Source organism: Pseudomonas sp. CFBP13509 (assembly GCF_005233485.1).
GTDB classification, from domain to species: Bacteria; Pseudomonadota; Gammaproteobacteria; order Pseudomonadales; family Pseudomonadaceae; genus Aquipseudomonas; species Aquipseudomonas marginalis.
Window position 1 is genome coordinate 40,499 of the sequence record NZ_QGAA01000030.1, and the last position, 18,666, is coordinate 59,164.

Sequence of the window (18,666 nt, forward strand, 5' to 3'; positions counted from 1 at the left end):
AAGGCTTATCTCCAAAGGCATAGCCCTTTTTCCAGATTGAGAAGATTTTCCCCATAGGAAAGTATCTCTCCCAACAGGAAACAAACACACACCGTGGAGAGCCCGCATGACGCCTACCCGCAGCCGCCCCATCGTGGTGATGCAATCAGCCGCCGCCAGCGCAGCGTTCATCAGCGAACTGCACATGCCCGTGCTGTTGAACGGCGAACACCCCGAGTTTGCGCGACGCCTGCAACAGGCGCTGGCCAGCGCCACCGTGGGCTGCCGGCTCTACCTGCTGGGCGACGAAGCCTTTATCTGGCGTGTGCACGGCGAGGCCCGCGTCGCTGGCCTGGAACACGACGAGATCGACATGACCTGCATCCCCGGCCTGCGCCAGGTGTATTGCGCACACTGCGGCCTGACCCAGGCGGCCGGGCCGGAGCCGCTGTTGAACTGCATCGGCTGCCACGTCGGGCTGGAGGTCCGCACGCATTTTTCCCGGCGCCTGGGGGCGTATCTCGGCGTGTGCATCAACCCCGACCAACCCTACGCGGGGTTCCAGCCATGAGCGCGGCCCTCAACGTCCAGGTCAGCGCCGCACGCATGCTCACGCCGGTGGTGCGCGAATTCACCCTGACGCCCGCCACGGGCAGCCTGCCCGGCTTCTCGCCCGGCAGCCACGTGCAGGTGCACCTGCCGCTGGGCGAGGGCACGGTGCGCAACGCCTATTCACTCACCAGCGACCCGGCGCACACCCAGCACTACCGCATCGCCGTGCGCCTGCAAGATGCCTCGCGCGGTGGCTCGCAGTACCTGCACAGGCAGGTGCAGGTCGGCGACACCCTGCAGATTTCACCACCGGCCAATCTGTTCGCGCCCCATGGCACCGCGCACCTGCATATCCTCATCGCCGCCGGGATCGGGATCACGCCGTTCATGGCCTATATCGCCGCGATGGAACAACAGCAGGCCAACTTCGAGCTGCATTACCTGTTCCGCCGGGGCCTCAGCGACGCCTATCTCGACGAGCTGCAACAGCGTCTCGGCCCGCGCCTGCACACCTACGACCGGCGCCCGGACCTTAACCCAATCCTCGGCAACCGGCCGCTGGGCAGCCACGTCTACACCTGTGGCCCGCAGCCCTTGCTCGAGGCGGTTGAGCAACACGCCACACGCCTCGGTTGGCCGAGCAGGCGTGTGCATTCGGAAGCCTTCAAGGGCGCACAACCCGGCCAGCCATTCGACCTGCAGCTGCTGCGCAGCGGCCGACGCCTGCGGGTCGAGGCCGAGCAAAGCCTGCTCGAAGCCCTGGAACACGCCGGACTACAGGTGCCCAACCTGTGCCGTGGCGGAGTCTGCGGCCAGTGCATCACGCGCCACCAGGGCGGCGCCATCGAACACCGCGACAGCTTCCTCAGCCCGGCCGAGCAGGCCGACTTTCTGATGCCCTGCGTCTCGCGCGGCAGCGGCCCCTGCGTTTCGCTGGACCTATAGGAGTGAGTGCCATGCCCCTGCAAACGAGCCCCGTGCTGAGCTATCGCGACGATTTCAGCTTTCGCAACAGCCCGGCAGCGATCCGGCGTTTCCCCTTTCCCTTTATCGAGGACAGCTACCTGTACTCGGTAAACATCGAACCGGCCATCTCCCGCGACCCCGGCTCGATCTATGAGCACGCCTTCGACATCGACGAGCACTACCGCTCGGAAATGGCCGAGCGCGCCCTGGTGCTGGACAAGGACCCACGCCGCTACCTGGTGATGCCCCACATGCAAGTGGCGGCCTGGGATGCGCTGCAGATGATCATGGAACACCTGGCCGCCGACTACCCGCAGTCGTTCAGCCTGACGCAAAACGGCGAGCGCTGGCAGTGGCGCAACCACCTGCTGGACATCGACCAGGCCTTCATCTTCGGCGATGCCAGCAGCCTGCCCTGTGCGCCGCTGGAGTACATCGGCCGCCAGGTGCAGGGGGATTTCGCCCTGCTCGACCAGCGCGACGGCGACCTGTACATGGACGCCGGCCTGGTCACCAGCCCGGCCGACTGGTCGCTGGCGTTCGACGCCGGCATGAGTTTCAAGCAATGGCACGCACCGGTGCCCATGGCCCATCAGATGGGCGTGTTCGAACGGGCGCTGAAGTACCTGCTCAACCTGCAGGTCGGCCAGCCGGTACGGCGCTTGAACTGGACCCTGACCATCAACCCGCGCCTGGATTCGTCGCCGGAAACCTTCCATGAATGGGGCGCCGATCGCGGCCGGATCACCGCGCAGAACGTCGGCCAGCAGGTGCACCTGCGGGTCGAGCTGCAAGTGATGGCGCGCCTGCCGCGCAGCCACGCGGTGATGTTCAGCATCCGCACCTACCTGATCAGCCTGGACGAGCTGGTCACGCAGCCCGGCTGGGGCTGTCGCCTGCACCGCGTGCTGCGCGACCTGCCCGACCCCATCGCCGACTACAAGGGCATGACCCGCTACCGCCACACGCTGGTCGAGTGGCTGAGCCAGTTCGACCCACAGGCCTGATGCCCCTTCTTCTACGACAAGGAACCTCACATGACCCACTCATGGCGTATTTCTGCATTGGCCGACCGGCACCGCGCCCTCGGCTCGAACCTCGAAGACTGGAACGGCATGGGCACTGCCTGGACCTACAGCAGTGACCTCGCCGACCACCACCAGGCGATCCGCACCCGCGCCGGCCTGATGGACGTGTCCGGCCTGAAAAAAGTCCATTACGTGGGGCCCCACGCCGAGAGCCTGTTGCAGTGGGCTACCACCCGCGACATCGCCAAGCTCTACCCGGGCAAATCGGTGTATGCCTCGATGCTCGACGAGGACGGCAAGTTCGTCGATGACTGCATCGTCTACCGCACCGGCCCCAACGCGTTCATGGTGGTGCATGGCGCCGGCACCGGGCATGAAATGCTCGTGCGCTCGGCCCAGGGCCGGCAAGTGGCGGTGCTGTTCGATGACGACCTGCACGACCTGTCGCTGCAAGGTCCGCTGGCGGTGGATTTCCTCGCCGAACACGTGCCGGGCATCCGCCAACTGGCGTACTTCCACCACCTGCAAACCCGCCTGTTCGACCGCCCGGTGATGATCTCGCGCACCGGCTACACCGGCGAACGTGGCTATGAGATTTTCTGCAAGGCCGCCGATGCGCCGTTCCTGTGGGACAGCATCCTCGAACAAGGCGCGAGCCTGGGGATCATCCCCTGCGCCTTCACCGCCCTGGACTGGCTGCGGGTGGAAAGCTCGCTGATGTTTTTCCCCTACGACAACTCGCAGATGTACCCCTTCGCCGACCAGAAGGCCGGCGACACCCTCTGGGAAATGGGCCTGGATTTCACTGTTTCACCTGGCAAGAACGCCTTCCGTGGCGCCGAAGAACACCTGCGCCTGCGCGGCCAGGAGCGCTTCAAAATCACCGGCGTGCTGCTTGAGGGCGTCCGCGCCGCCGAGGCCGGCGACACCTTGTGGCAGGGCAACCAGCAAGTCGGCGTGATCACCTGCGGCATGTATTCGCGCCTGAGCAAACGCTCGATGGCCATCGCGCGCATGAGCGTCGCCTGTTCCGAACCCGGTATTGCCTTGCAGGTTCGCGGCAGCCTTGAGGCCAGCGCCAGCACCCACGCCCTGCCCTTCGACGACCCGCAGAAAACCAAGCGTACGGCCAAGGGCTGAGCCTTCCTTCACTGAACTCAGGAGCTTTCGATGGACGCCTCCCGCGAACATTACATTCTCAAGATCACCTGCCCGGCGGCGTCCGGGATCGTCGCCGCGATCAGCGCGTGCCTGGCCCAACAGCAGTGCTACATCAGCGAGCTGGCGCAGTTCGACGATGAGTTCACCGGGCAGTTTTTCATGCGCGCGGTGTTCCGTTTCAACACCGGCGTGAGCGGCGACATCGGCGCCCTGCGCAAAGGCCTCGGCGACCTGGCCGGTGGCTTCGACATGCACTGGCAGTTGTTCAGCTCGCGCCAACCGACCCGCGTGCTGCTGATGGTCAGCAAGTTCGACCACTGCCTCACCGACCTGCTCTACCGCCACCGCAAGGGCGAGATGGACATGCACATCACCGCCGTGGTCTCCAACCACCTGGACCTGCGGGCGATGGCCGAACGCGAAGGCATCCGCTTCATCTACCTGCCGATCACCCAGGACACCAAGGCCGGCCAGGAAGCCGAGCTGATGCGCATCGTCGAAGACACCCAGACCGACCTGGTGGTGCTCGCGCGCTACATGCAGATCCTGTCCGACGGCCTGTGCCAGCAACTGTCGGGCCGGGCGATCAATATCCATCACTCGTTCCTCCCAGGGTTCAAGGGCGCCAAGCCGTATCACCAAGCCTATGACCGTGGCGTCAAGCTGATCGGCGCCACCGCCCACTACGTCACCAGCGACCTGGATGAAGGCCCGATCATCGAGCAGGAAATCCAGCGCGTCGACCATACCCACCTGCCCGACTCGCTGGTCGCCATCGGCCGCGACACCGAAACCGTGGCCCTTTCCAAAGCCCTGAAATACCACCTGGAACACCGGGTGTTCATCAACCAGGACAAGACAGTGATCTTTCGCTGAAACCTTCAGGAGGCACGCTCATGACCCTACGTGTTGCAATCATCGGTGCCGGCCCATGCGGCCTGGCGCAACTTCGCGCGTTCCAGTCGGCCCGCGACAAAGGCGCCGCCATCCCTGAGCTGGTGTGCTTTGAAAAACAGCAGGACTGGGGTGGCATGTGGAACTACACCTGGCGCACCGGCCTCGACGAGAACGGCGAGCCGGTGCACGGCAGCATGTACCGCTACCTGTGGTCCAACGGCCCCAAGGAATGCCTGGAGTTCGCCGACTACACCTTCGAAGAGCATTTCGGCCGGCCCATCGGTTCCTACCCGCCGCGTGAAGTGCTGTGGGACTACATCAAGGGCCGCGTGGAAAAGGCCGGCGTGCGCGACTACATCCGCTTCAACAATGTGGTGCGCCAAGTCACCTTCGACGAACAGAGCCAGCGCTTCACCCTCTACGCCCACGACTACACCAGCGACACCTTGACCTGTGAAGCATTCGACTACGTGATCAACGCCTGCGGCCACTTCTCCACGCCCAAGGTGCCGTACTTCGAAGGCTTCGAACAGTTCGCCGGGCGCATCCTGCATGCCCACGATTTTCGCGAGGCGCTGGAGTTCAAGGACAAGGACCTGCTGATCGTCGGCAGCAGCTATTCGGCCGAGGACATCGGCTCGCAATGCTACAAATACGGCGCGCGCAGCATCACCAGTTGCTACCGCAGCGCGCCCATGGGCTATGCCTGGCCGGATAACTGGGAAGAAAAACCGCTGCTCCAGCGCCTGGAAAACAACCGCGCGTACTTTGTCGATGGCAGCAGCAAGCACATCGACGCGGTGATCCTGTGCACCGGCTACAAGCACCACTTCCCGTTCCTGCCCGATGCACTGAGCCTCAAGACCGACAACCGCCTGTGGCCGATGAATCTCTACAAGGGCGTGTTTTGGGAACCCAATCCCCGCCTGATCTACCTCGGCATGCAGGACCAGTGGTACTCCTTCAACATGTTCGACGCCCAGGCCTGGTATGCCCGCGACGTGATCCTCGGGCGCATTCAACTGCCCGGCCACGCCGACATGGTCGCCGACAGCCAAGCGTGGCACGCACGGGAACAGGCCCTGGAAACCAACCAGCAGATGTTCGAGTACCAGGGCGCCTATATCCAGCAACTGGTGGACGCCACCGACTACCCGAATTTCGACATCGCCGCCGTCAACGAAACCTTCCTGCACTGGAAGCACGACAAGGCGGAAAACATCATGGGCTATCGCGACAAGTCCTATCGCTCGCTGATGACCGGCACCCAGTCGCCGCCGCACCACACGCCGTGGTTGCAGGCCCTGGATGACTCGATGGCGGCGTACCTGGGCGAGCCCGCGACCCCCATCAAGTCGGTCGGCTGATGATGAATGCACCGCGTGTTTCCCATCCCCGCGAACCCGGGCTGTTTGCCCGCGCGCCGAACCTGGAACGCTACCGCGTGGCCGCCGGCGGTGTGACCCTGGTCGACTTGCAGCCCGGCGACGGCCTGCAAGTGATCGACGTCGAAGGCCGGCAAACCTGCGCACTGCTGGCCCTCGACGCCGGCGGCCGCAGCGCCCTGGCGAGCTGGGGCCTGAGCGGGTCAACGGCGTGCAGCGTGCCTGGGCGTATCGGCCAGGCGCTCCAGCGGCGCGGCATCGATGCACAGGCCTTGCCGCTGGCGGCCTCGCTATGGGACGCCGACAGCCCGCCCGGCCACAGCCGGCAGTTTGTCGCCGAGGACGCGCTGCTGGTGATCGTCGCCGCCCCCGCCGAGGCCACCGCCGTCGACCGGCAATACCGGCCCAGCGAGCTGCGTCTGATAGTGACGCGGGCCAATCCGTCACCGCTGCTGCTGCCGGCCCTGCCCGAGCCGTTGGGCGATGTACTCGACGAATTCACCCTTCGGGCGGGCACGGCCCACGGCTACACCGTCGCCAAAGGGCAGTACATCCAGGTGCTGGACGTCGCGGGCCGCCAGTGTTCGGACTTCGTCGCCCTCGACCGGCGCGCCCTGGATCGCGGCGTCGAGCTGGACCTGGACCAGACCGTCACGCGCACCCTGAACGGCAGCGCCTACCCGGCACCGGGGCTGTTTTCGAAGTTTTTCGACCGCCATATGCAACCGATGCTGGAGGTGGTGCAAGACACGGTCGGGCGCCACGATTCATTCGCCCTGGCCTGCGCGGCGCGCTACTACGAAACCCATGGCTATTTCGGGCACGACAACTGCAGCGACAACCTCAGCCGCGTCCTCGCCCCCCATGGCGTGCAGGCGCGCAACGGCTGGCCGGCGATCAATTTCTTCTTCAACACCGGTATCGATGCGCACCAGCAGATGACCCTGGATGAACCCTGGTCACGGCCCGGCGATTATGTGCTGCTGCGGGCCATGACCGACCTGCTGTGTGGCAGTACCTCGTGCCCGGATGACATTGACCCGGCCAATGGCTGGAACCCGACCGATATCCATGTCCGCATCTACAGCGAGAAGGAGCGTTTTTCCATCGCCATGAGCACTCGAACCACGGCGGATGCCGACCCGATCCTCACCCGTGAGTCCGCGTTTCACTCACGTACCCGCGCCCTCACCGGCAGCTTCACCGACTACCGCAATTGGTGGCTGCCGCTGCGCTACGACGGTTACGGCGTCACCGAGGAATACCTCGGTTGCCGCGAACGGGTGGCGGTGATGGACCTGACCGCCCTGCGCAAATTCGAAATCATCGGCCCCGACGCCGAAGCCCTGTTGCAGTACTGCCTGACCCGCGACATACGGCGCCTGGCGGTGGGCCAGGTGGTGTATTCGGCGATGTGCCACGCCCACGGCGGCATGCTCGACGACGGTACCCTGCTGCGCCTGGGCCCGGACAACTTCCGCTGGATCTGCGGCGAAGACTACGCCGGCGTGTGGTTGCGCGAGCAGGCACAGAAACTGGGCATGAAGGTGTGGGTCAAGTCCGCCAGCGAGCAGATTCACAACCTGGCGGTGCAGGGGCCGCTGAGTCGCGAGCTGCTCAAGCAGATGGTCTGGACCCCGCCCACGCAACCGAGTGTGGAAACCCTCGGCTGGTTTCGCTTCCTGGTCGGTCGATTGGACGGTTTCGACGGCTGCCCGTTGATGATTTCGCGCACCGGCTACACCGGCGAACTGGGCTTTGAGGTGTGGTGCCAGCCCGAAGACGCCGAACGGGTCTGGGACCGCATCTGGCAACTCGGCCAACCCTTGGGGCTGGTGCCCCTGGGCCTGGAAGCCCTGGACCTGCTGCGCATCGAAGCCGGGCTGATTTTCGCCGGCTACGAGTTCAGCGACCAGACCGATCCGTTCGAGGCCGGTATCGGTTTCAGCGTGCCGCTCAAGAGCAAGACCGATGACTTTATCGGTCGCGACGCCCTGCTGCGGCGCAGCGCACACCCCAGCCACAAGCTGGTCGGCCTGCACCTGAGCGGCAACGAGACCGCCCACCATGGCGACCCGGTGTACCAGGGCCGAGCCCAGGTCGGGGTGATCACCAGTGCCTGCCGCTCACCGCTGCTGGCCAGCAATATCGCGTTGTGCCGGGTCGACGTGAGCTGCGCCGAGCCCGGCACTGAACTTGAGATTGGCAAAGTCGATGGCCTGCAGAAGCGCATCAGCGCCACGGTCAGCGCAGCGATTTTCTACGACCCGGACAAAAGCCGGGTGCGCAGCTGATCGTCCCGAAACGTGTGTGCCAACCCATTTTGACTGCCCCAACCTAACCGCTATTCAGACATGGGAATACGAAGATGGAAGCGACGACGTTCGAGGCTGTACCGCAGGCTGCCGGCTCGGTGGGCAGCCTGCACCGCAAGATCGACTGGCGCGGGGCCTTCTGGGTCGCCAGTGGCGTGCCCGCGCTGGTGTTGTTCTCCATCGGTGCGATCGCCGCCACGGTGGGCAAACCGGCATGGATCGTGTGGATCGTGTCGATCCTGTTCGGGTTTATACAGGCCTTCACCTACGCCGAGATCGCCGGGCTGTTCCCGCACAAATCCGGCGGCGCCTCGGTGTACGGCGCGGTGGCGTGGGTGCGCTACAGCAAGCTGATCGCACCGGTGTCAGTGTGGTGCAACTGGCTGGCCTGGTCGCCGGTGCTGTCCATCGGTTCGGGGCTGGCGGCGGGGTATATCCTCACGGCGCTGTTTCCCGCCGATGCGTTGATCAACACCTGGCAACTGACCCTGCTGGACCTGGGCTGGGTCAAGAGCGGCCTGTCGTTGCGCATCAACGCGACGTTCGCCATTGGCTTGTTGATTTTGCTCACGGTGTTTGCCGTGCAGCACGGCGGCATCCTGCGGTCGGCGCGCCTGACCCTGGTGCTCGGCGTCACCTCGTTGATTCCGCTGCTGCTGGTGGGCGTGGTGCCGTTGTTCACCGGGGATGCGACCCAGGCCAACTTCCTGCCGCTGTACCCCCTGGCCCATGACGCGGCCGGGCAAGTCATCGATGGGCCGTGGGATATGTCCGGCTGGTCACTGATGGCCGGAGGGCTGTTCATGGCGGCGTGGTCCACCTACGGCTTTGAAACGGCGGTGTGCTACACCCGTGAGTTCAAGGACCCCAAGCGCGACACCTTCAAGGCGATCTTCTACGCCGGCCTGCTGTGCATCCTGGTGTTCACCCTGGTGCCGCTGGCGTTCCAAGGCAGCCTCGGGCTGGGCCAACTGGTAACGCCGGCGGTGCTCGACGCCAGTGGCGCAATCGTGACGCCCGCGGTGTACAGCGGCCTGCTCTCGCCCGCGATCTACAGCGGCATGGGCGTTGGCCAGGTGATGGCCGACAGCATCGGCGGCGGCAAGGTGGTGGCCAATGTCGTGCTGATCATGCTGGTGCTGGCGACGTTGCTGGCGATCATGACCTCGATGTCCGGTTCGTCGCGCACCCTGTACCAGGCCTCGGTGGATGGCTGGCTGCCCAAGTACTTGGGGCGCACCAACGAACATGGTGCGCCAACCGCGGCGATGTGGACCGACCTGTCGTTCAACCTGCTGCTGTTGCTGATGTCGGACTACGTATTCGTGCTTGCGGCGTCCAACGTCAGCTACATCATCTTCAACTTCCTCAACCTCAATGCCGGCTGGATCCACCGCCTGGACCGCCCCGACTGGGTGCGCCCGTACAAAGCCCCCACCGTGCTGCTGGCGGCGGGCGGCGTGCTGAGTTTCGTCAACCTGGCCTGCATGGGCCTGGGCGCGGACATCTGGGGCGCAGGCACGCTGGTCACCGGCTTGCTGTTGGCGCTGCTGATCCTGCCGGTGTTCTGCTACCGCCACTATGTACAGGACAAGGGCCGCTTCCCTGCCGCCATGCTCACCGACCTGTATATCCAGGCCGATGACGGCCAGCGCCGCGCCGGCTGGCTGCCCTATGCCACGCTGGTCGCCGGTGTGCTGGTGGTGTATGCCTGCCATCAACTGGTAGCCTGAGCCTTCCGGCCTGCCTATGGCTGAGGGAGTCTTATCCCTCAGCGCCTTATTTCCCCAGACAACGGTGACGCTTTTGACCAGCTCTCTCCCCACGCTTGCCCGCGATATCGACGGCAAGGCCATCTCTGCCCAGGTGCTCGACGAGGTTCGCGAAGAGGTCCTGCTGCTCGCCTCGCAGCAAATCTACCCGGCCCTGGCGGTATTGCTGGTGGGCGATGACCCGGCCAGCCACGTCTACGTGCGCAATAAGCTGCTGCGGGCCAAGGAAGTCGGGATTCGCTCCCTGGAATACCGGCTGCCGGAGGATGCCAGCCAGACGCAGGTGCTCGACCTGCTTGCCCAGTTGAACGCCGACACGACGGTCAACGGCATCCTGGTGCAGTTACCGCTGCCGGCGCATATCGACGAAGCGGCAGTGATCCACGCGATCGACCCGATCAAGGATGTGGATGGCTTCCACCGCGAAAACGTCGGTGGCCTGGTGCAAGGCATCGAGGTGCTCACGCCCTGCACGCCCAGCGGCTGCATGCGCCTGCTGCACGAAACCTGCGGCGACTTGAGCGGCTTGCACGCGGTGGTGATCGGTCGTTCGAACATTGTCGGCAAACCCATGGCAACCCTGCTGCTGCAGGCCAACTGCTCGGTCAGCGTGGTGCACTCGCGCAGCGTCGATGCACCGGCGCTGTGCCGTTTGGCCGACATCGTCGTCGCCGCCGTAGGCCGACCGCAGTTGATCGACGCCAGTTGGCTCAAGCCCGGCGCAGTGGTCATTGATGTGGGGATCAACCGCATCACCACCGAGACCGGCACGCGGTTGGTGGGGGATGTGGATTACGCCAGCGCACGCACCGTGGCCAGCGCGATCACACCGGTGCCCGGCGGTGTGGGGCCAATGACGATTGCCTACCTGCTGAAGAACACCCTGGTGGCGAGCCAGCTGCAACGCAGCAAGGCAAATGCGGGAGGGAACTTGCCCCCGATGGCCGTGGCTCAGCTACAACCAAGCTGACTGGCAGACCGCTGTAGGCGCCTAGGTATCCACAACGCTAACCACGATGCGAAGCGAGCCGCTCTTGCTCTTGCTGTAGATCTTGATCTTGATCTGGATCTTGATCTTGATCTTGATCTCAGGCGCCCCGTTAACCACGCTGGCCGGAATCCGATAGTGATTTGGGGGGTAAACCGGCAGGGATGCCGGTTTAGCCGCCCCGCGCCATGGATGGCGCGTGGCGGCGGCCCCCCACATCACTGTCGGATTACGGGCACACCGAGCCTAGGCGAGGTGCCGAGTGGTGGGGCAAGAGCCCTTTTGGTTACTTTTGGGGCTCTTTTCCAAAAGTGACCCGCCGTAAGGGCGGAACCCATAGCGGCCGTGACCGCAGCAACGGATATGTACTCGAACTGATCCAACATCCTGGTCGGCTGTCAGGCCGCCATCGGGAGCAAGCCCCCTCCCACATTTAGGTAGCGGGGCATCAGTTAGATAGTCGTCGGCTCCTGAGCCATCACGGAAGCAAGCTCCCCTCCTACATTTTGAGCTGCGTTTACTCAGGGAAAATGATCAGTGGTTGTAGGCCCGCTCATTATGCTCGGCCAGGTCCAACCCCATCTCCTCCACCGACTCATGGGCACGCAAGCCAACCAGGGCATTGACCCCCTTGAGGATGATCCAACTGATCACAAAACAGTACACCGTAGTCAGCAGCACCCCCTTGAGCTGGGCAACCACCTGCCCGCCCATGGTCACACCTTCCACCAAGCCCCCCATGGACGGTACACAGAACACCCCCGTCAACACCGCGCCAATCATCCCGCCAATGCCGTGCAGGCCGAACACATCGAGGCTGTCGTCGTAGCCGAAACGGCGCTTCAACACCGTCACGCTCAAGTAGCAGAACACCCCGCACAACAAGCCGATGGCCAACGCACCGCCGACGCCCACGTAGGCACACGCCGGGGTGATCCCCACCAGGCCGGCCAACGCGCCGCTGGCCAGGCCGAGGGCACTGGGCTTGCCGACCTTGAACCACTCGGTGAACATCCAGCCGAGAATCCCGGCGCAGGCGCCCAACTGAGTGTTGAGCATGACGATGCCCGAGGTGCCGCTGAGGCCGCCACCGGAGCCGATATTGAAGCCGAACCAGCCGACCCAGAGCATCGCCGCGCCGGCCATGGTCAGGCTGAGGTTATGCGCCGGCATCGGCGTGTTCTGGTAGCCCTTGCGCTTGCCGAGGATCAGGCACGCAGCGAGCGCAGCCACACCGGCATTGATGTGCACGGCGGTGCCGCCGGCAAAGTCGAGCACGCCCCAGTTATGCATCAAGGCCCCCGAACCGCCCCAGACCATATGCGCCACCGGGGCATAGACCAGGGTGAACCAGATGGCCATGAACAGCAGCGCCGCCGAGAACTTCATGCGTTCGGCAAAGGCGCCGGCGATCAGGGCCGGGGTGATGATGGCGAAGGTCATCTGGAAGGTCACGAACACCCCTTCCGGAATATCCCCCACCAGGCTCTCCGGGGTCATGCCCGCCAGAAAGGCGCGGCTCAGGCCGCCGACAAAACTGTTGAAGGTCACCTGCCCTTCGACCATGCCGGTGGTGTCGACCACCATGCTGTAGCCGTAGATCACCCACAGCACGCCCACCAAGCCGGCAATGCCGAAGCACTGGGTGAACAGCGAAAGCATGTTTTTCGCACGGACCAGGCCACCGTAGAACAACGCGAGCCCCGGCAAGCACATGAACAGCACCAGCACGGCGGCGGTGACCATCCAGGCGGTGCTGCCGGTGTTCAAGGTGGGGGCGTCGGCGGCCTGGGCGAGGGGCACAAGTGCACCGGTCGCCAATAAGCCAATAAGGGATTTGCCGAGAAGACGATTGATCATGTTCAAAGCTCCTGCAACAGAAGTGTGTAGGAGCGAGCTTGCTCGCGAAAAACGTCCAGGCAACGCGTTCATCCAGGGTGCCAGCGTTATCGTTGACGATCTTCGCGAGCAAGCTCGCTCCTACAGGGGGGGTAAACTCAGTAACCGGAACCCGGCACCCAACTGGTCCCCGCCAGCGGCACCCGCGCCATGGCGGCCGATTCCACTGTCAGCGCCACCAGGTCCTCGGGGTCGAGGTTGTGCAGGTGCGACTTGCCGCACGCACGGGCCATGGTCTGCGCCTCCAGCACCATCACCCGCAGGTAGTTGGCCAACCGCCGCCCGCCTTCCACCGGGTCGAGGCGCTTGGACAGCTCCGGGTCCTGGGTGGTGATGCCGGCCGGGTCGCGACCGTTTTGCCAGTCGTCATAGAAGCCGGCGGCCGAGCCGATCTTTTTCAGTTCCGCGTCCAGCCGTGGGTGGTTGTCACCCAGGGCAATCAGCGCCGCCGTGCCGATGGCGACCGCATCCGCGCCCATCGCCATGGCCTTGGCCACATCGGCACCGTTGCGAATCCCGCCCGACACGATCAACTGGACCTTGCGGTGCATGCCCATCTCTTGCAAAGCCTGTACCGCTTGCGGGATGGCCGACAAAATCGGGATGCCCACATGCTCGATAAACACTTCCTGGGTCGCGGCGGTGCCGCCTTGCATGCCGTCGAGCACGATCACATCGGCACCGGCCTTGACCGCCAGCTTCACGTCGTAATACGGCCGGCTCGCGCCGATTTTCACGTAGATCGGTTTTTCCCAATCGGTGATTTCGCGCAGCTCGGCAATCTTGATCGCCAGGTCATCGGGGCCGGTCCAGTCCGGGTGGCGACAGGCGCTGCGCTGGTCCACGCCGATCGGCAAGGTGCGCATGCCGGCCACACGCTCGGTGACTTTCATGCCGAGCAACATGCCGCCACCGCCGGGCTTGGCGCCCTGGCCGAGGACGATCTCGATGGCGTCGGCCTTGCGCAAATCATCCGGGTTCATGCCGTAGCGTGATGGCAGGTACTGATACACCAGGTGCTGGGACTGGCCGCGCTCTTCCGGGGTCATGCCGCCGTCACCGGTGGTGGTGCTGGTGCCGGCGATGGTCGCGCCACGGCCCAGGGCTTCCTTGGCGTTGGCCGACAATGCACCGAAACTCATGCCGGCGATGGTCACCGGGATCTTCAGGTGGATCGGCTTCTTGGCGAAGCGGTTGCCGAGGATCACATCGGTGCCGCACTTCTCGCGATAGCCTTCCAGCGGGTAGCGCGACACGCTGGCGCCGAGCAGCAGCAAGTCATCGAAGTGCGGCAGCTTGCGCTTGGTCCCGCCACCGCGAATGTCGTAGATGCCGGTTTCGGCGGCACGCTGGATTTCCTGGATGGTCAGGCGGTCGAAGGTGGCCGACTCGCGCAGGACCGGAGGGGTTTGTTCAGTCATGGTGGAGCTCCTGATCAGTACGCGGAGGCGTTATCGACTTTGAAGTTGTAGAGTTGACGGGCCGAGCCGTAGCGCTTGAAATCCGCCGCCTGGTGGGCGAAACCGGCGCGGTCGAGCAGTTCCTGCAACTCTTGCAGGTGCTCGCTGCGCATCTCTTTTTCGACGCAGTCCGAGCCCAGGGACTCCACCGTGCCTTTCACGTAGATATGGGTTTCGTAGAGCGAATCCCCCAGCGCATCGCCGGCGTCACCGCACACCACCAGGCGCCCGGCCTGGCCCATGAAGCAGCTCATATGGCCAATGCTGCCGCCGACGACGATGTCGATGCCCTTCATGGAGATCCCGCAACGCGCGCCCGCGTCGCCCTCGATCACCAGCAGACCGCCATGGGCCGTGGCCCCGGCCGCCTGGGACGCGCTGCCTTTGACGCGCACCGAGCCGGACATCATGTTCTCGGCGCAGCCCACGCCGACATTGCCGTGCACGGTGATCGAGGCCTGCTGGTTCATGCCCGCGCAGTAGTAGCCGGCGTGGCCCTCGATATCAATGGACACGGCCTGGTTCACCCCCACCGCGAGGTTGTGCTTGCCGTTGGAATGGGTCACGCGCCACTCGTTGTCGATGGCCTGGGCGTGCAGCGCCTGGTTGAGGTCACGCACGGTGGCGGTGGAAAGATCGATGGTTTTCATGTGTGCGCTCCTTAAGCTGACGGGCGTTCCCAGATGTACAACGTGGCCGGTGCCGGCTCCCAGATCCGCGCGTTCTCGATGCCCGGCAGGCTCGACAGCGCCTGGTATTCGGAGGCCATGGCGACGTAGTCGTCGGTCTCGGCCAAGATCGCCGGCTTGCACGCAATCGGGTCGCGGATCACCGCAAAGCCGTTGCGCGTGCCGATGGCGAAGGTGAAGAAGCCGTCGAGGTCTTCCAGGGAATGGTCCAGCGCCTCTTTGAGCGAGTCGCCCTGTTGCAGGCGCCAGGTCAGGTAGCCGGCGGCGACTTCGGTGTCGTTGTCGGTTTCGAAGTGGATACCTTCGCGCTTGAGTTCCTGGCGCAGGCGAAAGTGGTTGGACAGCGAGCCGTTGTGCACCAGGCACAGGTCGGCGCCGGTGGAGAACGGATGGCTGCCTTCCATGGTCACCGCGCTTTCGGTGGCCATGCGGGTGTGGCCGATGATGTGGCTGCCCTGCATGTTTGCCAGGCCGAAACGCTGGGAAATTTCCTGGGGCAGGCCCATGCCCTTGAGGATCTCGATGCTCTGCCCGGCGCTCATGATGCGCACGCTCGGCGCCAGTTCGGCCAGGGCCAGGCGCACCGGGGTTTCGTCGGCGTGGATCTTCAATACGGCGGCGCTGGCGTTCTGGAACCAGTCCAGGGAACAGCCGAGGCGCCCTTCCAGCTCGCCCATCAAGCCTTTCCAATCGAAGGCTTCGGTGGTGGCTTGCAGGGTCAGCTTGACCCAGCCATCGGCGACTTCATCGCCGTAGATGGCGAAACCGGCGCTGTCCGGGCCACGGTCGGTCATGGCTTGCAGCATGGGTTCAAACAGCTGGCCGAGCTGGGGTTCCAGCTGCGGATTCTTCAGGTACAGGCCTACGATTCCACACATAACAAGTCTCCGTCACACGGTGTCAGAAAAATTCGGTATAGCGCTGGATTTCCCAGTCGCTCACATGGCGGCTGTACTCCACCCACTCCATGCGCTTGAGCTTGATGAACTCGCCCACGATCTGCGGGCCGAGCATTTCGGCGAACAGCGCGTCGGCTTCCAGCGCGTCGCAGGCTTCCTTGAGGGATTGCGGCAGGGTCTTGATGCCGCGCTCGGCGATCTGCTCAAGGCTCAGGCTGTAGAGGTTTTCGTTGCAGACGTGGTCGATTTCCAGCTGGCGATCGATACCGTCCAGGCCTGCGGCGATGATCGCGGCGCTGACCAGGTAGGGGTTGCAGCCGGCATCCGGCAGGCGGAACTCCAGGCGGCCATACGGCACGCGGACCATGGCCGAGCGGTTGTTGGCGCCAAACGCGATAAAGGCCGGTGCCCAGGTGGCGCCGGACAACGAGTTGCCGACCACCAGGCGCTTGTAGGAGTTGACCGTGGGCGCGGCGAACGCACACAGCGCCGGGCCATGGGCGAGCAAGCCGGCGGCGAAGTGATAGGCGAGTTTCGACAGGCCCATGCCGCTCGGGTCGCTGGCGTCATGGAACAGGTTTTTGTTATCAAAGCTGCTGATCGACAGGTGAAAGTGCATGCCGTTGCCGGCGCGCTTCGGGTCGGGTTTGGGCATGAAGGAGCAGATCATGCCCAGGTCATTGGCGATCTCGCCGGCGGCCATGCGGAAGAAGGTGAAACGGTCGGCGGAGGTCAAGGCGTCGCTGTAGGTGTAATTGATCTCGAACTGGCCGTTGGCGTCCTCGTGGTCGATTTGATAGACCTCGAAATCCACCGCCTGCAAGGCTTCGGTCAGGCGCTCGAGGAACACCCGCGAACGCGACAGGCCCTTGTAGTCGTAGCAAGGCTTGTCGAGGTTGTCGCTGGGGTCCACCAGTTGCAGCTTGCCCTGCTCGTCGCGGCGCATCAGGTTGAACTCGGGCTCCAGGCCGGTGTTCAGCGTCCAGCCCTTGTCCTGCAGGCGCTGCACTTGTTGCTGCAACACGTAGCGGCTGTCGTAGGGATGAGGCTTGCCGTCGACATGCCCGACGCACACCACGCGCCCATAACCTGGCTGCCAGGGGACCGGGGTCAAGGTCGACAGATCGCCGCGCGCCATGAAGTCCGGGCCATGGGGTTCCATGCCCATGCCGCTGATGGCAAACCCGGCAAACCCCGCGCCCTCTTCGGCCACCGTCTTGAGCCCGCAGATGGGCACCGACTTGGTCTTGGCCGCACCGTGTATATCCACAAACTGTGCAAGCACGTATTTGATCCCGTGCTTGTCGATGATGCGCTGGGTTTCTGCTGGCAACATTGCGTGTCACTCCTCGCGAAAGGCAAAACCGTGTGGGTGGGCCTAGGCTGTCTTTTTATTCCTAAAAAGAAAGTTAGTTTCCCTACAGGAATGCAATACCCTTGCCATAATCGCGATCGACACATCGAAGTGGGTGGAGCTGCGCTTTTGTGCTGTATATATGGGAAAATTCTTTTCCCCGCAGGAATACGCACAGCGGGGTGGCCTTCAAGCGCCAGACCTTGCACTTTCCCAGTGCGAAAATAATATTACTGAACGGAAACCGTGCAGGAGCCGATGATCATGTCCACCGAAACCGCCCCGCGCCTCAAGCTCGAGCAATACCTGGGGCTGCAGATCAAACGCCAGCGCCAGGCCCAGGACCTGAAGCTGTCCGACGTGGCGAAGATTGCCGATATCAGCCAGGGCATGTTGAGCAAGATCGAGAACGCCCAGGTCTCCACCAGCCTCGATACCTTGAGCCGCCTGTGCGATGTGCTCGGGCTGCCGCTGTCGAAATTATTCAGCGAATACGACCAGCAGGATGGCAGCGCCTTGCTGGTCAAGGCCGACCAGGGCATGGAAGTGGTGCGCCGGGGGACCGAGAAAGGGCATACCTATCACCTGCTCAACCACACGCGCGGACCGAAGAAGAGCTTCGAGGCGTACATGGTCAGCATGGATGACGCCAGTGAGGAGTTTCCGACCTTTGCCCATCCAGGGACGGAGTTTCTGCATTTGCTGGAGGGGGAGTTGATTTACCGGCATGGCAACCAGCTGTATCGGATGGAGGCCGGGGACAGCTTGACGTTTGAGGGCGAGATTCCCCATGGGCCGGAGGAGTTGGTGCGGGTGCCGATTCGGTTGTTGTCGATCATGAATTATGGGGGGGATAAGGAGTGATCGTGGGCATATCCGTTGTTCAGGTCACGGCCGGCTAAGATCAAACATCGGAGCAAGGTCTACCGGATGTATGCAGATCAACCTGTGGGAGGGGCGGTGCGACGGTTCGACTTGCCCCCGATTGCAGTGGGTCAGCCACAGATGCATCAACTGACACGCCCTCATCGGGGCATGGGTATCTACACAACTTTCAGGCTGAAAAATCTCTTTGGGGTGAGGGAGCTTGGTTCCGTGGCGGCCTTTGGGCCGACCGCTTTTTGGGGTTTGGGTGAGTACATATCCGTTGCTGCGGTAACGGCGGCTATTGGTTCCGCCCTTACGGCGGGTCACTTTGGAAAAACCCCAAAGTAACCAAAGGGCTCTTGCCCCACCACTCGGTACCTCGCCTAGGCTCGGTATGCCCGAACGCAGGCTTGAATCCGTGGGCCGCCGTCATGGGCCATCCCTGGCCCAGGACG

General features: G+C 63.8%; 15 protein-coding genes. 10 read left to right on the forward strand and 5 right to left on the reverse strand.

The features are described from left to right. The first annotated feature begins 106 nt into the window (after positions 1-106). From PspCFBP13509_RS29860 to folD, 9 genes are all read left to right on the forward strand, one after another. The gene (locus PspCFBP13509_RS29860; protein ID WP_065926402.1) at positions 107-550 is read left to right on the forward strand and encodes a dimethylamine monooxygenase subunit DmmA family protein; all 444 of its coding nucleotides are present in this window, start codon (positions 107-109) and stop codon (positions 548-550) included. After that, positions 547-1,476, forward strand: a complete 930-nt coding sequence (locus tag PspCFBP13509_RS29865; RefSeq protein WP_065946539.1) for a PDR/VanB family oxidoreductase — start codon at positions 547-549, stop codon at positions 1,474-1,476. The genes PspCFBP13509_RS29860 and PspCFBP13509_RS29865 overlap by 4 nt, the downstream gene beginning before the upstream one ends. Positions 1,477-1,487: 11 nt before the next feature. Beyond that, positions 1,488-2,504 (forward strand): heme-dependent oxidative N-demethylase family protein, encoded by a 1,017-nt coding sequence (locus tag PspCFBP13509_RS29870; RefSeq protein ID WP_065926404.1) that lies wholly within the window; start codon positions 1,488-1,490, stop codon positions 2,502-2,504. Positions 2,505-2,534: 30 nt separating this feature from the next. Continuing rightward, complete coding sequence (locus PspCFBP13509_RS29875; protein WP_137213082.1) at positions 2,535-3,665, forward strand: aminomethyltransferase family protein; 1,131 nt, start codon at positions 2,535-2,537, stop codon at positions 3,663-3,665. A gap of 30 nt (positions 3,666-3,695) precedes the next feature. After that, positions 3,696-4,562: a formyltetrahydrofolate deformylase gene (gene purU / locus PspCFBP13509_RS29880; RefSeq protein ID WP_065939724.1), complete on the forward strand. Its 867-nt coding sequence runs from the start codon at positions 3,696-3,698 to the stop codon at positions 4,560-4,562. 20 nt (positions 4,563-4,582) lie between these two features. Beyond that, the gene (locus PspCFBP13509_RS29885; RefSeq protein WP_065946537.1) at positions 4,583-5,950 is read left to right on the forward strand and encodes an NAD(P)-binding domain-containing protein; all 1,368 of its coding nucleotides are present in this window, start codon (positions 4,583-4,585) and stop codon (positions 5,948-5,950) included. Positions 5,951-5,952: 2 nt separating this feature from the next. Next, positions 5,953-8,262: a DUF1989 domain-containing protein gene (locus tag PspCFBP13509_RS29890; RefSeq protein WP_137213083.1), complete on the forward strand. Its 2,310-nt coding sequence runs from the start codon at positions 5,953-5,955 to the stop codon at positions 8,260-8,262. Between the two features lie 74 nt (positions 8,263-8,336). Further along, on the forward strand, positions 8,337-10,016 hold the full coding sequence (locus tag PspCFBP13509_RS29895; RefSeq protein ID WP_065925857.1) for an APC family permease: 1,680 nt from the start codon (positions 8,337-8,339) through the stop codon (positions 10,014-10,016). 16 nt (positions 10,017-10,032) lie between these two features. Continuing rightward, the gene (gene folD / locus PspCFBP13509_RS29900) at positions 10,033-11,025 is read left to right on the forward strand and encodes a bifunctional methylenetetrahydrofolate dehydrogenase/methenyltetrahydrofolate cyclohydrolase FolD (protein ID WP_083221223.1); all 993 of its coding nucleotides are present in this window, start codon (positions 10,033-10,035) and stop codon (positions 11,023-11,025) included. Positions 11,026-11,577: 552 nt separating this feature from the next. Here folD and PspCFBP13509_RS29905 read toward each other — a convergent pair. From PspCFBP13509_RS29905 to glnT, 5 genes are all read right to left on the reverse strand, one after another. Then, positions 11,578-12,903: an ammonium transporter gene (locus PspCFBP13509_RS29905; RefSeq protein WP_065925859.1), complete on the reverse strand. Its 1,326-nt coding sequence runs from the start codon at positions 12,901-12,903 to the stop codon at positions 11,578-11,580. A gap of 137 nt (positions 12,904-13,040) precedes the next feature. Beyond that, a complete protein-coding gene (locus tag PspCFBP13509_RS29910; protein ID WP_027603581.1) occupies positions 13,041-14,363 on the reverse strand; it encodes an FMN-binding glutamate synthase family protein in 1,323 nt (440 codons plus the stop codon). Between the two features lie 14 nt (positions 14,364-14,377). Then, entirely contained in the window at positions 14,378-15,052 is a 675-nt protein-coding gene (locus tag PspCFBP13509_RS29915; RefSeq protein WP_027603580.1) for a GltB/FmdC/FwdC-like GXGXG domain-containing protein, read from the reverse strand. 11 nt (positions 15,053-15,063) lie between these two features. Then, positions 15,064-15,969, reverse strand: coding sequence for a class II glutamine amidotransferase (locus PspCFBP13509_RS29920; protein ID WP_065925860.1), 906 nt, complete (start codon positions 15,967-15,969; stop codon positions 15,064-15,066). A gap of 22 nt (positions 15,970-15,991) precedes the next feature. Next, a complete protein-coding gene (gene glnT, locus PspCFBP13509_RS29925) occupies positions 15,992-17,326 on the reverse strand; it encodes a type III glutamate--ammonia ligase (RefSeq protein WP_065947954.1) in 1,335 nt (444 codons plus the stop codon). A 282-nt stretch (positions 17,327-17,608) separates the two neighbouring features. Between glnT and PspCFBP13509_RS29930 the strand changes: the two genes are divergently transcribed. After that, positions 17,609-18,208, forward strand: coding sequence for a helix-turn-helix domain-containing protein (locus tag PspCFBP13509_RS29930; protein ID WP_041161149.1), 600 nt, complete (start codon positions 17,609-17,611; stop codon positions 18,206-18,208). The last annotated feature ends 458 nt before the right edge of the window (positions 18,209-18,666 follow it).

Bases quoted from the DNA above. Each gene is read 5' to 3' on its own strand.
- PspCFBP13509_RS29860 (WP_065926402.1), top strand. From the start codon at position 107: ATGACGCCTACCCGCAGCCGCCCCATCGTGGTGATGCAATCAGCCGCC.
- PspCFBP13509_RS29865 (WP_065946539.1), top strand. From the start codon at position 547: ATGAGCGCGGCCCTCAACGTCCAGGTCAGCGCCGCACGCATGCTCACG.
- PspCFBP13509_RS29870 (WP_065926404.1), top strand. From the start codon at position 1,488: ATGCCCCTGCAAACGAGCCCCGTGCTGAGCTATCGCGACGATTTCAGC.
- PspCFBP13509_RS29875 (WP_137213082.1), top strand. From the start codon at position 2,535: ATGACCCACTCATGGCGTATTTCTGCATTGGCCGACCGGCACCGCGCC.
- purU (WP_065939724.1), top strand. From the start codon at position 3,696: ATGGACGCCTCCCGCGAACATTACATTCTCAAGATCACCTGCCCGGCG.
- PspCFBP13509_RS29885 (WP_065946537.1), top strand. From the start codon at position 4,583: ATGACCCTACGTGTTGCAATCATCGGTGCCGGCCCATGCGGCCTGGCG.
- PspCFBP13509_RS29890 (WP_137213083.1), top strand. From the start codon at position 5,953: ATGAATGCACCGCGTGTTTCCCATCCCCGCGAACCCGGGCTGTTTGCC.
- PspCFBP13509_RS29895 (WP_065925857.1), top strand. From the start codon at position 8,337: ATGGAAGCGACGACGTTCGAGGCTGTACCGCAGGCTGCCGGCTCGGTG.
- folD (WP_083221223.1), top strand. From the start codon at position 10,033: ATGGCTGAGGGAGTCTTATCCCTCAGCGCCTTATTTCCCCAGACAACG.
- PspCFBP13509_RS29905 (WP_065925859.1), bottom strand. From the start codon at position 12,903: ATGATCAATCGTCTTCTCGGCAAATCCCTTATTGGCTTATTGGCGACC.
- PspCFBP13509_RS29910 (WP_027603581.1), bottom strand. From the start codon at position 14,363: ATGACTGAACAAACCCCTCCGGTCCTGCGCGAGTCGGCCACCTTCGAC.
- PspCFBP13509_RS29915 (WP_027603580.1), bottom strand. From the start codon at position 15,052: ATGAAAACCATCGATCTTTCCACCGCCACCGTGCGTGACCTCAACCAG.
- PspCFBP13509_RS29920 (WP_065925860.1), bottom strand. From the start codon at position 15,969: ATGTGTGGAATCGTAGGCCTGTACCTGAAGAATCCGCAGCTGGAACCC.
- glnT (WP_065947954.1), bottom strand. From the start codon at position 17,326: ATGTTGCCAGCAGAAACCCAGCGCATCATCGACAAGCACGGGATCAAA.
- PspCFBP13509_RS29930 (WP_041161149.1), top strand. From the start codon at position 17,609: ATGTCCACCGAAACCGCCCCGCGCCTCAAGCTCGAGCAATACCTGGGG.